Source organism: Halomonas sp. DP5N14-9 (assembly GCF_019802175.1).
GTDB classification, from domain to species: Bacteria; Pseudomonadota; Gammaproteobacteria; order Pseudomonadales; family Halomonadaceae; genus Halomonas; species Halomonas litopenaei.
Genome location: NZ_JAHVHR010000002.1, coordinates 182,930 through 195,621, shown reverse-complemented (window position 1 = coordinate 195,621; position 12,692 = coordinate 182,930). Strand labels below are relative to the sequence as shown.

Below are 12,692 nucleotides of genomic sequence, written 5' to 3'. Positions count from 1 at the left end.
CGGGGACAAGGAGATCGACGTGAATATCGTCATCAACAGGACGCTCTGCCCGCCGTTGGCGGGCCTTTTACTGGCCGGTGCTGCGGCGCCTGCTCTTGCACAACAGACCGTCGGAGCCGAACAGCAAGAAGCGCTGGAATCCCAGGAGGCCTCGCGCAGCGTGCAGGATATTTTCCGCGAGGAGCACGCGCTGTTTTCCGATCGCCTGACCATCGAACCCGGGATCACCTACACCTACTCGGATCGGGATAGCCTGGCACTACGCGGCTTTCTGGCACTGGACGCCATCTTTCTCGGCGAGCTGAATCTCGACAATGTCGAGACCCACATTACCACCCTGGATATCAATACCCGTTATGGCCTGACCGATCGGCTGGAAGCCAGCATCAATGTGCCCTTCGTCTATCGCACCACCACCATCCAGTCCATCGGTGGTGAGTTCTCCACAGAACGCAATGTGGAGGATGACGTCGATGAAGCCGGGCTAGGTGATATCTCGGCGAGCCTGTCCTACCGGCTGCTGCCGGAGACCGTGGAGAGGCCCGACGTGGTGGTCAGTCTGGGGGTGCGTGCGCCCACCGGCAAGGACCCCTACGGCATCGAAATCGAGCAATCCGATACCGCCGGTAACCTGTCGGTTCCCAAGGAATTGCCCACCGGCAACGGCGTCTGGGGCGTGACTGCCGGGGTGTCGGTACTCAAGACTCTGGACCCGGCCATCGTCTTCGCCAACCTGGGCTACACCTACAATATCGAGGAAGATTTCGACGATATTTCGGCGGGTGAGGGTGATCAGCGCGCCGATGTGGATCTGGGTGACAGCATCAGCGCAGGCTTCGGTACCGCCTTTGCCTTGAATGAGCGGCTGAGTCTGGCGTTGTCCTACTCCCACGAATATATCCGCAAGACCGAGATTACTCCGGAAGGTGGCAATGAGACCGAGGTTATCGGCAGTGACGCCACTATCGGGGTGTTCAATATCGGTGGCACCTACGCCATGACCGATTCCACCTCGGTGGTCACCAACCTGGGCATCGGCATGACCGATGACGCCTCGGATATCAGCCTGACCTTCCGTATGCCGTTCCAGCTATAGAGCGGTTGGCATTTAACCAGCGCAAGAACGCTCGCCAGTGAGTCGGCCGACCCTCGGGGTCGGCCGATTGCGTTGGTGCCTCTGGTCTTGATGCGCTCTCCTGGCCATCGTGACATGGGCCGACCCGCGACTCGCCCCCGACCGGGCGGCGATGGCATACTAGGCGCCGAATCGAATGTCGACGGTACCTGCATGCTCAAGACCTTGGCGATAGTGCTGCTGGCACTGCTCGCCCTGCTTCAGTATCGACTGTGGCTGGGCCAGGGCGGTGTCATGGAAATGAATGAAGTCAGCGGGCGGGTGGCGGCGCTGGAGGCGGAAAACCAGCCCCTGCGCGATCGCAATGCTCGCCTTAGCGCCGAGGTGGTGGACCTCAAGACCGGTCTCGATGCCATCGAGGAACGCGCTCGCAGCGATGTGGGCATGGTGCGCACCGACGAGCAGTTCTTCTGGGTGCCCGGGGTCGAGACCGACGTCGCCCCGGTGGCCCAACCGACACCGGGATCTGCCCAGGGGGCCAGTGAATGAGCCGACTGTGGCTGATCGTGCCGGCGGCGGGCGTCGGCAAGCGGGTCGGCGGGACCTGCCCCAAGCAGTATCTCGAAGTGGCGGGGCGACCGGTGCTGGCGCATACCCTGGCGCGGCTGCATCAGAGCTTTCCCGAGGCGCGGCTGTGCCTGTGCCTGGCGCCCGATGACGACTGGTTCGACCCGGCGCTGGTCCCCTTTACCGACTGGCAGCGGGTGGCCGGCGGCGCCGAGCGCGTGCACAGCGTGGTCAATGCCCTGGCGGCGGTCGCCGCCCAAGGCGCCCCCGATGACCTGGTGCTGGTGCACGACGTGGCGCGCCCCTGTGTCAGCGCCGATGACCTGTCACGGCTCTACAACGCTGCCCTCGCGAGCCCTGACGGGGCGCTGCTGGCCTCGCCGGTGGCGGATACCATCAAGCGTGACGATGGCCAGGGGGCGGTGGCGAACACCGAGGACCGACGGGGTCTGTGGCAGGCCCAGACGCCCCAGGCATTTCGCTTTGCTCTGCTTCAGGAAGCTCTGGCCCGGGCGCTGGCGCCGGACGGCATCGGTGTCGGCCGGATCACCGACGAGGCGTCGGCGGTGGAGGCCCTGGGCCGCGCGCCCCGACTGGTCGCCGGTCGCCGCGACAATATCAAGATCACCCACCCCGAGGACCTGCGCCTGGCCGAGTTGATCCTGGCCGGCGACGCGGTGCTCCGGGATCTGCACGAGAGTTCATGAACATGCTGCTGCCCCTGCGCATAGGCCACGGCTTCGACGTCCATCGCTTCGGCGAGGGTGACCACCTGATGATCGGGGGCGTGCGACTGCCCTTCGATCGGGGGTTCGTGGCGCACTCCGATGGCGACGTTCTGTTGCATGCCATCAGTGATGCGCTGCTGGGCGCCTGCGCCCTCGGTGATATCGGTCACCTGTTTCCGGATACCGACCCTGAGTGGAAGGGCGCCGACAGTCGCGACCTGCTGCGGCGGGTGGTGGCACGGGTGGCGCAGGCCGGCTACCGGGTGGCCAACCTGGACGCCACCCTGATGGCCCAGGCGCCGAAGATGGCACCGCATCTCGGTGCCATGCGCGACGCCCTGGCCGAGGACCTGGGCATCGACAGGGGCGCCATCAACGTCAAGGCCACCACGACAGAGCGTCTCGGCTTCACCGGGCGTGGCGAGGGCATCGCCGCCGAGGCGGTGGTGCTGATGGCGGCCATTGACAATGATGCCACCAGCGCCGCCGGGGACCCTGGCGCCAGTGTCACGAGGGCCGAATCGACATGAGCGATGCCATCGTCTGGCCCCCGGACTGGCCGCGCTATCTGGACGAGCGTTTCGGCGCCCCGATGGCTGGGCGTTACCGGGAAACCCCCGAGGATTTCCAGGTCGAGGAGGACCTTGGGTTCGCTCCTGAGGGCCAGGGCGAGCACCTGTGGCTGTGGATCGCCAAGCGTGACACCACCACCGCCAGGGTCGCCTCGACCCTGGCCCACCAGTGTCAGGTGAGTCGCCGCGACGTCGGTTATGCCGGCATGAAGGACCGCACGGCGGTAACGCGTCAGTGGTTCTCGGTGCATCTTGCGGGGCGTGAGGCGCCGAAAGATCTCGACGCACGACTGGCGGCGGAGGGCTATGTGGTCGAGGCCGCCAGCCGTCATCCGCGCAAGCTCAAGCGTGGGGTCCATCGCGGCAACCGCTTTCGTCTGAAGCTGACCGGCGAGGTGGCTCGGGACCCTGGGCTCGAACAGCGCTTCGAGGCCTTGGTGAGCGACGGGGTGCCCAACTATTTCGGGCCCCAGCGGTTCGGTCACGAGGGGCGCAACCTGAGCAAGGCCTGTGCGGTGCTCGAGCGCGGCTGGCGCAAGCGTGATGACCGCGAGGGCATGCTGTTGTCCGCCGCTCGCAGCTACCTGTTCAACGCCCAGTTGGCCGAGCGTCTGCGCAGGGGCTGCTGGCGAGAGGTGCTGGCCGGCGATGTGATGATGCTGGAAGGTACCCACAGCCTGTTCGACGTGGAAAGCCCCGATGACGCCTTGAAGGCGCGCCTCGAGCAAGGCGACATCCATCCCGCCGGGGTACTCTGGGGGACCGGTGGCAGTCGCGCCCGGGAGCGAGCCGAGGCGCTGGAGCAAGACGTCCTGGCCGAGGCGCCGGCGCTTTGCGCCGGACTCGAGAAGGCCAGGGTCAAGGCGTCCCGACGGGCGTTGAGAGTCATGCCCACCGAGGCCCGTCTATGGCGTCAGGGCGACGCGGTGTGGCTCGAGTTCCGCTTGCCCGCCGGGGCCTTTGCCACCGCCGTGCTGCGTGAGCTGATGGATCACCCCACCTTGAGCTTTCGCAACGCGCCGTCCGTCGACGAGCCTTTAGTGAAGGAGCCTGTGGCCAGGCAGCCTGGGGAAGAGCTGACCGGGGACGCGCAACCAGTGGCCGAGCAACACCAGGGAGATACACCATGAGGAGACTGCTGCTATCCAACGACGACGGCGTCAACGCGCCTGGCTTGAAGGCCTTGCATGACGCCCTCAGCCCCTATGCCAAGCTCAGGGTGGTCGCCCCCGATCGTGATCGCAGCGGTGCCAGCAACTCCCTTACCCTGTCGCGTCCGCTGTCGCTCAGCCCCATGGACAGCGGCTTCTACAGCGTCGACGGTACCCCCGCCGACTGTGTCTATCTTGGCGTCAACGGCGTCTGGGACGAGACGCCGGATCTGGTGATCTCGGGTATCAACCATGGCGGCAACCTGGGCGACGACGTGCTCTACTCGGGCACCGTGGCGGCGGCCATGGAAGGGCGCAATCTGGGCATGACGGCCATCGCCGTGTCACTGGTCGGGCACCGCTACTTCGAGACCGCTGGCCGGGTGGCGGCGAGCCTGGTAGGGGCACTGGAGCAGCTTTCGCTGCCGCCGCGCAGCCTGCTCAATGTCAATGTGCCGGATGTGCCGTGGGAGGAGCTGCGCGGCTTTCGCGTCACTCGCATGGGCTATCGTGGCCCCGCCGAACGCCCCATCGAGACGCGCGATCCCCGTGGACGGTTGCGCTACTGGATCGCCCCGGTGGGGGAAAATGCCGACGATGCGCCGGACACGGACTTCGCCGCGGTGGCGGAGGGTTACGTCTCCATCACCCCGCTGCAGACCGATCTGACCCGACACGCCGCACGCGATGATGTGCAGGACTGGCTTGATGCGCTCACCTGATCTCAGAGGCGTCGGCATGACGTCCCAGCGAACCCGGGACCGCATGGTCAGCCGCATGCGCGAGCAGGGCATTCGCTCGTCTCGCGTGCTCGAGGTGATGGCGCGGGAACCTCGCCATCTGTTCCTTGACGAGGCCCTGGCGCATCGTGCCTACGAAGATACCGCGCTGCCGATCGGCCATGGCCAGACCCTGTCGCAGCCCTGGATCGTCGGACGCATGAGCGAGCTGATCCTCGAACAGGCGCCCGAGCGAGTGCTGGAGGTGGGCACCGGGTCAGGCTACCAGACGCTGATCCTGGCACGTCTGGTAACGGAACTCTGGTCGGTGGAGAGGATCAATGCTCTGCATCGTATCGCCGCCTCGCGCCTGCGCCTGTTGAAGACCTACAACGCGCGCTTGAGGCTGGCCGACGGCGGGCACGGGTGGCCCGAGGCCGCCCCCTTCGACGCCATCCTGCTGACCGCCTGTGCCAGCGAACTGCCCGAACCTCTGCTGTCCCAGCTGGTGGACGGCGGCGTGCTGATCGCGCCGCTGGAAGGCCACGATGGACGCCAGTGGCTGACCCGTGTACGGCGCGAGGGAGAGCGCTTTGAATTCGAACGGCTGGAGCCGGTACGCTTCGTGCCGTTACTTGAAGGAGTAATTCGTTGAAACATTCGCTAGGCCTCTACCTTCGGGGTGCGGGCATGGGGGCGGCGGATGCCGTCCCGGGAGTCTCCGGGGGCACCATTGCCTTCGTCACCGGCATCTACGAGGAGCTGATCCACACCATCAAGCGCTTCGGTCCCAGTGCCTTCGGGGCGCTGAAACAGGGCGGCGTCAGGGGGCTCGTTGCTCACCTGAACCTGCGCTTCCTGCTTCCGCTGATGGCCGGCATCCTGACCAGCCTGATCACCGTGGCTCACCTGGTGGTGTGGCTGCTGGATAGCCATCCGCTGCTGCTCAACGGCTTCTTCTTTGGTCTGGTGGCGGCGTCGGCGCTGGTGGTCGGCAAGCACCCGGCCGACTGGCGCTGGTGGCACATGCTGCCGCTGGCGCTGGGACTGGTGCTGGCCCAGGCGCTGCCGTCGCTGATGCCGCTGGTCAACGCCCTCGGTAGCCCCTCGCTGGTACTGGTCGTCGGTGGCGCCATCGCCATCAGCGCGATGCTGCTGCCCGGCGTCTCGGGCAGCTTTCTTTTGTTGAGCATGGGCCTCTACGACGTGGTGATGCAGGGGATCCGCGGTTTTGATGTACCGCTGCTGGGGCTGTTTGCCCTGGGGTGCCTGGTTGGCCTTTTCACCTTTTCGCGTCTGCTGTCGTGGCTGCTGCGACGTCATCACACCGCCACCCTGCAGCTGCTGGTCGGCTTCATCGTGGGCTCGCTGCCGATCCTCTGGCCCTGGCGGGAGCTGACGCGCTATCAGCTAGGCAGTGACAATCAAGTCATCCCGCTGGACTATCGTTATCTGGCCCCCTGGGATTATTCTGCGGTGACCGGAGAGGCCGCGCAGCTGGTGGGGGTGACGCTGCTCGCCATCCTCGGCATGCTGGTGGTCCTCATCGTTGCCAGGGTTGGCGCTTCGTCCGCCGCCCGCGAAGACGCCAACGCTAGCCGCTCGACGCGGTCAGCCGACAAGGAGACACCACACGATGCATAAGACTCTCGTCATCTCCAGCCTGGCGCTGGTCCTGGCCGGCTGTGTCAATCAGCAGGGCCCGAGCCAGCCGGTCCAGGTTCAGGACCTGTCGTCGGCCCGTGCCGCCCAGGTGCCTGCGCAGTACACCGTCGAGTCCGGCGATACGCTGTACGGCATCGCCTGGCGCCACGATATGGACTTCCGCGAACTGGCCCGGATCAACAATATCCAGCCTCCCTACCGCATCGACGTCGGCCAGACGCTGAGCCTGTCGGCCAACGGTCAAGCCCCGTCGTCGGGCGCCGGTAGCCAGCAGGTAGCGGGCGCGCAGGCAGGCCAGGGCGGGGCGGTGGCAACGCCCCTCGGCCAGGAAAGTCAGAACGCTCAGCCCTCCTCCGAGGATCTCGAGTGGCTGTTGCCGGACGGTAGCACCGAGACCGTGAGCGCGAGTACCGAGCAGATCAGCGGTACCGCGGCCCAGGGCGCGGCCGCCGTGGCCGGTGTCAGCGCGACCGCTCCGGGACCGGTGTACGACTACGACACCCCCGGCGCCGATGGCAGCCTGAGCAGTCAGGATGAGGCCGAACGCGCCCAGCGCGAAGCCGAGGAATCGGTGGTGGCGGCCGCCGAGGAAGAGGCCAGGGCACAGCAACAGCAGCAGGCCGAGGCTAGCGATTCTGCACAGTCAGAAACCGTGGCCGCCAACGCTTCGCAGGACAGCGGCAGCAGCAGCCAGGCCACGTCTTCCAGTGGCGGCGAAAGCGCTTCAAGCGGCGGGTCCCGGACCTATACGCCGGTCGATGAGGTCCCCTGGCAGTGGCCGGCCGACGGCCAGATTGTCAGCCAGTTCGGCGAGAGTTCGAGCATCACCGCCGGCATTGATATCGGCGGTCAAAAGGGGCAACCTGTCAGAGCGGCGGGGCCGGGCAAGGTGGTCTACGCGGGCAGCGGTGTGAGGGGCTACGGCAAGCTCATCCTGCTCAAGCATAACGATGAATACCTGAGTGCCTACGCCCATAACGACAGTCTCAAGGTCAGCGAGAACGATGTCGTCGAGGCAGGCCAGGTCATCGCCACCATGGGCGATTCCGACGCCGAGGACGTACGCCTGCATTTCGAGGTGCGCAAGGACGGTCAGCCGCAGGATCCGACGAAATATCTTCCTTCCCGTTGAGAAACGGCAGTTTCTCCAGGATGAGCGTCACACAATAATAATCTTTGGCGTTGATCGTAGTGGGTGACGACAACGCCGGGTCGCAACCACGGGGTAGCTATACGATGAGCATGCTTGAACGGGATCTTCAGGATGTGAATCTCGAAACGGTAGACGAGGCTGACGAGGACGCCGTCGAGGACGTGACGGACGAGGCCGAAGAGGTCGAGGAAGCCGAGGACGAGACTCAGGCGTTCGAGAAGGCGCTGGGCCGCGAGGATCGCTATGCGCGCCAGAGCCTCGACGCCACCCAGATCTACTTGAACGAGATCGGCTTCTCGCCATTGCTGACACCGGAGGAAGAGGTCTATTTCGGCCGTCTGGCACGCAAGGGCGACCCCCAGGGGCGGGCTCGGATGATCGAGTCCAACCTGCGCCTGGTGGTGAAGATCGCGCGCCGCTACCTCAATCGCGGCCTGACCCTGCTGGACCTGATCGAAGAGGGCAACCTCGGCCTGATTCGTGCGGTGGAGAAGTTCGATCCGGAGCGCGGCTTTCGCTTCTCGACCTACGCCACCTGGTGGATTCGCCAGACCATCGAGCGGGCGCTGATGAATCAGACCCGCACGATTCGTCTGCCGATCCACGTGGTCAAGGAACTCAACATCTACCTGCGCGCCGCCCGCGAGCTGACCCAGAAGCTCGATCACGAGGCCACCGCCGAAGAGATCGCCGAACATCTGGACAAGCCCGTCGAGACCGTCAAGAAGATGATGGGGCTCAACGAGCGGGTGTCTTCGGTCGACTACCCCATGGGCGGCGAGAGCGACAAGCCGTTGATCGAGACCCTCACCGACGACAACGAGCAGGGGCCCGAGTCGACGCTGGTCGACGGCGACGTCAAGGCCCACGTCAATCACTGGCTGGCCGAGCTTACCGAGAAACAGTGCGAGGTGGTGGTGCGACGCTTTGGCCTTCGTGGCCACGAGGCCGCCACCCTGGAGCAGGTCGGCGAGGAGATCGGCCTGACCCGCGAGCGGGTGCGCCAGATTCAGGTCGAGGCGCTCAAGAAGCTGCGCCGGATGCTCGACAAGCAGGGCCTGTCGCTGGACGCGATCTTCGAGTAGTCCCGTCAGCCTGGCGTGACCAGAGCGCTGTCGGTGGCGGTACCCGGCAAGCAGATGATATCAGCGCATGCTGGGGCGCTTGGATAGAGGCATGGTCCCGACCTTCAAGACTGACCCCGTGAGACGTATCCATAAGCGCCAGGCCAAGCCTGGCGCTTTTTTTAGTGGTTTTGTCTGGTTGCTATCTAAGTATTGGTTTAACTAGCTGTCTCGGAAGAGTTTTATGGACTTATATGCCATGAAATACCCTTTTATATTGAGCATAATATGGTGACAACACTAGCCTCTGCACACTGACCTCGGAGTCCCCATGTCTCGCCCCCTGATCGCCGATATCGACCTGGATGCCCTGCGCCACAATTACCGGCTTGCCGCGGGCCTGGCCCCTGGCAGCCTCAGCGTCGCGGTGCTCAAGGCGGACGCCTACGGCCATGGCGCCGTCGCCTGCGCGAGGGCCTTGTCCGGCGAGGCGCCGATGTTTGCGGTGGCAGCGATCGAGGAGGCGGTCGCCCTGCGCGAGGCCGGCATCGAGGAGCCCATCGTGCTGCTCGAGGGGATCTTCAGCGCCGATGAGCTGGCCCAGGTGGAGGCGCTTGGCCTGGGCATGGCGATTCACAGCGACTGGCAGCTCGAGGCCGCCCTGGCACGGCGTCCGGCCCGGCCCATCCCGGTGTGGCTGAAGGTGGACTCCGGCATGCATCGGCTGGGCTTCCCGCCCGAGCGGGCCGAAGCGGCCTGGCGGGCACTCGAGGCGGCCCCCGAGTGTGTCTGTGATCTTCACCTGATGAGCCACTTCGCCACCGCCGACAGTACCGATGCTGGCTACTTTCAACGTCAGCGCGAGTGCATTGTGGCGCTGGCCGAGCGTCTCGACGCGCCCACCTGCCTGGCCAACTCGCCAAGTATTCTTGCCCAGCCCTCGGCCCACGGTGCCATCAACCGTCCGGGAGTGATGCTCTACGGGGCCGACCCACTGGAGGTCGCCAACAGCGCAAGCCAGCAGCTTGCACCGGTGATGAGCCTGCGCAGCGAGATCATCGCCGTGCGCGAGCTTTCCGCGGGGGAGCCGGTGGGCTACGGGGGGCGCTTCGTCACCTCTCGGCCCTCGCGTATCGGGGTGGTGGCCTGTGGCTACGGCGACGGCTATGACCGCCACGCGGTGGACGGCACTCCGGTGCTGGTCGACGGCAAGCGCACCCATGTGGCCGGCAAGGTGTCGATGGACATGATGACGGTGGACCTGAGCGAACTACCCGAGGCAGGCATCGGCAGCGAGGTGGTGCTGTGGGGCCGCAGCCGTCACGGTGGCGTTCTGTCGGTGGATGAAGTGGCCCGATTCTGCGACACCATCAGCTATACCCTGTTGACCGGGGTGCTGCCACGGGTGCCCAGGCGGTACAATGGCGCCGTTAGCGACTGACGGCCTGGCTCGTCGGTCGTCCTGATCGACCGACGAGGGATCGCATGTCCAAGGACACAACGACCGCGCCACGTTACTGGACCCAGCCACGCTACTGGCCGACCTACCTTGCCATCACCGCCATGCGCGCCAGTGCCTGGTTGCCGTGGCGCTGCAAGCTGGCGCTGGGCCGATTGATCGGACTGGCTGCCTGGCGTTTCGCCGGGCGTCGCCGTCATATCACCGAGACCAATATTCGCCTTTGCTTTCCCGAGCTCGACCCGGCGGCCCAGGCCCGCCTGGTCAAGCAGAGCTTTCTGGCCAACGGCATCGGCATCTTCGAGACCGCCACCGGCTGGTGCCGGGATCCCGAACATCTGCGCCACCGGGTCACCTTCAAGGGCCAGGAGCATATGGCCAAGGTCCAGGCCGAAGGCAAGGGCGCGCTGATCATCGGCATCCACTTCTCCACCCTGGATCTCGGCGGCGCCCTGCACTCGCTGTTCTTTCCCGCCGACGTGGTCTATCGCCCCCACGACAATCCGGTGTTCGAGCGTTTCATGACCCGTGCCCGCAACGGCATCTTCGGTACCGCCATCGATCGTCATGACCTGCGTGGCGTGGTGCGACGGATCAAGGCCGGTCACCACGTCTGGTACAGTCCGGACCAGGACTTCGGTCGTGACGCCAGCGTGTTTGCGCCCTTCTTCGGAGTCGAGGCGGCGTCGATCAAGCTGACGGCCAAGATCGCCAAGATGACCGGCGCGCCGGTGATGCCGCTGATCTTTCATCGCAATCCCGACAATCGCACCTACAGCCTCGAATACCTGCCCGCCCTGGACAACTTCCCCAGCGGTGACGAGGTCGCCGACGCTGCCCGTATCAACGCGGTGATCGAGGCCGCGATTCGCCGCCATCCCGAGCAGTATCTGTGGATGCACCGGCGCTTCAAGACCCGCCCCAGGGGCGAGGCCAAGATCTACTGATGGACCCGCCTGGCGGGGCTTGCCGGCTTGGCCGCGGGCGCCCCGTCGGTCCAGGCGTCAACCGATCTGCTCGAGGCGCGCCGCCAGGCGTTCTCGCATGGGGGTCAGGTCGAGGCGGTGTGCGCCTCTTTCCAAGCGTTCCACGATAAAGGCCTGATCCATCGGGTCGCTGGCGCCGTCCGCCAGCGCCTGGCCGACCCGCTGAGCCATCCGCTGAATGCTGGGGAGCTGGTGTTCCCCGGCGAACAGTGACTGGGTCTTGAGCGACTTGAGCAAACCCAGCAGGGTGCTCTGGTCCTCGGCGCCGTAGGACAGGATCGGCACGAACAGGCGGTGCAGCAGGCTGTCGTAGCGTTCCACCGGCCAGGTCACACGGCGCTTGCCGTCACCGTCGACCATGGTGTTGGCCGGCTGCCACTTGAGGTAGCGGCACAGCAGATCGGTCATCCGGTGCAGGCACAGCCTGGCGGTGCCGGGGTCGTTGATCCCCGGGGACAGCGCCTTGATCGCCACTTCCATCATCTGGGTCAGTCCGTGGACGAAGTGCTCGTCGATGGATTCACCGTCGAGATAGGTGAGGGTGGAGAGCACCTCGTCGCACCACTCCTCGTTGGGCGTGTCCTCGCATTCCAGGATAGCGATGGGCAGACCTTCCACCACGTAGTCGCCGAAGCGAAACTGCAGATGCAGCACGCCACCGATGCGCTCGGCAAGCTCCGCCAGTCGCTCGAGGTTGGCGTTCTGCACATAGCCCGCCATGCGCGCATGGATCTCGTGACACTGGGCGCTCGGCGGTGCAGCCGAGGGCAGGTAGCGCCAATGGTCATCGGTTTCCTTGTCGTGCAGACGCTGCATGCTGGCCAGGGTGGTGTCATGGAGCCCGGAGATCACGGCGTCGATCTGGATCGACTGGGAGGCGTTGTGGATGAAATAGACGAACAGCGCCAGGCAGTGCAGCACCATGGCACAGGCCAGATAGATGGCGAGCGAACGCCAGGCGGCTTCGCCGTCGTCGACCTCCGGCACGATCAATAGAATCAGGATGAACAGGATGGTGCCCAGGTAGTGGCCGAGCACCCACTGATTGGCGCGCTCCGATACCAGCCCGAATACCAGCTTGTGGGAAAAGTTGCCGCCGGCCTGGGACAGCACCGACATCACCATGGAAAAGCTGAACACCATCAGCGAGATCATGCCGCCGAGCATCGCCGCCAGCAGTGACTGGGCGCTGCCCGGGGCGGTGAGACTGAGCTTCTGGATCACCTCCGGCAGCGAGGTGTCGCTGATCGGTGGGGCCAGCGCCAGCAGGCCGAGCAGACCGTAGACCAGGGCTGCCAGGGTCGGCAGGTAGGCGATGCTGGTATAAAAGGCGCGAATCAACCGCACCGGATGGAAGGTCAGCGATGACATGGCAGGGACCCTGTCAGGTAGCGGTGGATGGGAGAGGTCGATGTCGACGACAAGATGCGTCGCATGTGGCTCTTATCGCTTCAAGCGTGCTGTCATGCAAGTACGCCGGTAAACGCTGGCGGCAGCGGAAAGACTGGAACTGCACAAACGACGACGCCACCGGCGTGGGCCGGTGGCGTCGT

General features: G+C 65.4%; 13 protein-coding genes. 12 read left to right on the top strand and 1 reads right to left on the bottom strand.

Annotated elements, in window-relative coordinates:
* Positions 1-19 precede the first annotated feature (19 nt).
* The 12 genes from KUW00_RS02445 (at position 20) to lpxL (ending at position 11,100) form a co-directional block, all read left to right on the top strand.
* Positions 20-1,096 (top strand): transporter, encoded by a 1,077-nt coding sequence (locus KUW00_RS02445; protein ID WP_231498461.1) that lies wholly within the window; start codon positions 20-22, stop codon positions 1,094-1,096.
* A 192-nt stretch (positions 1,097-1,288) separates the two neighbouring features.
* A complete protein-coding gene (ftsB, locus tag KUW00_RS02440; protein ID WP_045991030.1) occupies positions 1,289-1,624 on the top strand; it encodes a cell division protein FtsB in 336 nt (111 codons plus the stop codon).
* The gene (gene ispD / locus KUW00_RS02435; protein WP_045991031.1) at positions 1,621-2,349 is read left to right on the top strand and encodes a 2-C-methyl-D-erythritol 4-phosphate cytidylyltransferase; all 729 of its coding nucleotides are present in this window, start codon (positions 1,621-1,623) and stop codon (positions 2,347-2,349) included. Before ftsB ends, ispD begins: the two co-directional genes overlap by 4 nt.
* Positions 2,350-2,363: 14 nt before the next feature.
* On the top strand, positions 2,364-2,900 hold the full coding sequence (gene ispF, locus KUW00_RS02430) for a 2-C-methyl-D-erythritol 2,4-cyclodiphosphate synthase (protein ID WP_045991067.1): 537 nt from the start codon (positions 2,364-2,366) through the stop codon (positions 2,898-2,900).
* Positions 2,897-4,072 carry a tRNA pseudouridine(13) synthase TruD gene (truD, locus tag KUW00_RS02425; protein WP_071211075.1) on the top strand — a complete coding sequence of 392 codons (1,176 nt, stop codon included), beginning with the start codon at positions 2,897-2,899 and terminating at the stop codon, positions 4,070-4,072. The genes ispF and truD overlap by 4 nt, the downstream gene beginning before the upstream one ends.
* Positions 4,069-4,815, top strand: coding sequence for a 5'/3'-nucleotidase SurE (gene surE / locus KUW00_RS02420; RefSeq protein WP_045991032.1), 747 nt, complete (start codon positions 4,069-4,071; stop codon positions 4,813-4,815). Before truD ends, surE begins: the two co-directional genes overlap by 4 nt.
* Positions 4,802-5,467, top strand: a complete 666-nt coding sequence (locus KUW00_RS02415) for a protein-L-isoaspartate(D-aspartate) O-methyltransferase (protein ID WP_045991033.1) — start codon at positions 4,802-4,804, stop codon at positions 5,465-5,467. The genes surE and KUW00_RS02415 overlap by 14 nt, the downstream gene beginning before the upstream one ends.
* A 35-nt stretch (positions 5,468-5,502) precedes the next feature.
* Positions 5,503-6,456: a DUF368 domain-containing protein gene (locus KUW00_RS02410; RefSeq protein WP_108131381.1), complete on the top strand. Its 954-nt coding sequence runs from the start codon at positions 5,503-5,505 to the stop codon at positions 6,454-6,456.
* Positions 6,449-7,609 carry a peptidoglycan DD-metalloendopeptidase family protein gene (locus tag KUW00_RS02405; RefSeq protein ID WP_222515583.1) on the top strand — a complete coding sequence of 387 codons (1,161 nt, stop codon included), beginning with the start codon at positions 6,449-6,451 and terminating at the stop codon, positions 7,607-7,609. Before KUW00_RS02410 ends, KUW00_RS02405 begins: the two co-directional genes overlap by 8 nt.
* A gap of 110 nt (positions 7,610-7,719) precedes the next feature.
* Complete coding sequence (gene rpoS, locus KUW00_RS02400) at positions 7,720-8,715, top strand: RNA polymerase sigma factor RpoS (protein WP_222568408.1); 996 nt, start codon at positions 7,720-7,722, stop codon at positions 8,713-8,715.
* Between the two features lie 310 nt (positions 8,716-9,025).
* Entirely contained in the window at positions 9,026-10,135 is a 1,110-nt protein-coding gene (alr, locus tag KUW00_RS02395) for an alanine racemase (RefSeq protein ID WP_108131383.1), read from the top strand.
* A 44-nt stretch (positions 10,136-10,179) separates the two neighbouring features.
* A complete protein-coding gene (lpxL, locus tag KUW00_RS02390) occupies positions 10,180-11,100 on the top strand; it encodes an LpxL/LpxP family Kdo(2)-lipid IV(A) lauroyl/palmitoleoyl acyltransferase (RefSeq protein WP_108131384.1) in 921 nt (306 codons plus the stop codon).
* A 57-nt stretch (positions 11,101-11,157) separates the two neighbouring features.
* On the opposite strand, the gene KUW00_RS02385 is transcribed toward lpxL, so the two are convergent.
* Positions 11,158-12,510, bottom strand: a complete 1,353-nt coding sequence (locus KUW00_RS02385) for a DUF2254 domain-containing protein (RefSeq protein ID WP_045991038.1) — start codon at positions 12,508-12,510, stop codon at positions 11,158-11,160.
* Positions 12,511-12,692 lie beyond the last annotated feature (182 nt).

What these genes read in the sequence shown, in the direction of transcription:
- KUW00_RS02410 (WP_108131381.1), top strand. Translation starts at nt 5,503, where the DNA reads ATGGGGGCGGCGGATGCCGTCCCGGGAGTCTCCGGGGGCACCATTGCC.
- alr (WP_108131383.1), top strand. Translation starts at nt 9,026, where the DNA reads ATGTCTCGCCCCCTGATCGCCGATATCGACCTGGATGCCCTGCGCCAC.
- ftsB (WP_045991030.1), top strand. Translation starts at nt 1,289, where the DNA reads ATGCTCAAGACCTTGGCGATAGTGCTGCTGGCACTGCTCGCCCTGCTT.
- rpoS (WP_222568408.1), top strand. Translation starts at nt 7,720, where the DNA reads ATGCTTGAACGGGATCTTCAGGATGTGAATCTCGAAACGGTAGACGAG.
- KUW00_RS02415 (WP_045991033.1), top strand. Translation starts at nt 4,802, where the DNA reads ATGCGCTCACCTGATCTCAGAGGCGTCGGCATGACGTCCCAGCGAACC.
- lpxL (WP_108131384.1), top strand. Translation starts at nt 10,180, where the DNA reads ATGTCCAAGGACACAACGACCGCGCCACGTTACTGGACCCAGCCACGC.
- KUW00_RS02405 (WP_222515583.1), top strand. Translation starts at nt 6,449, where the DNA reads ATGCATAAGACTCTCGTCATCTCCAGCCTGGCGCTGGTCCTGGCCGGC.
- ispD (WP_045991031.1), top strand. Translation starts at nt 1,621, where the DNA reads ATGAGCCGACTGTGGCTGATCGTGCCGGCGGCGGGCGTCGGCAAGCGG.
- surE (WP_045991032.1), top strand. Translation starts at nt 4,069, where the DNA reads ATGAGGAGACTGCTGCTATCCAACGACGACGGCGTCAACGCGCCTGGC.
- truD (WP_071211075.1), top strand. Translation starts at nt 2,897, where the DNA reads ATGAGCGATGCCATCGTCTGGCCCCCGGACTGGCCGCGCTATCTGGAC.
- KUW00_RS02385 (WP_045991038.1), bottom strand. Translation starts at nt 12,510, where the DNA reads ATGTCATCGCTGACCTTCCATCCGGTGCGGTTGATTCGCGCCTTTTAT.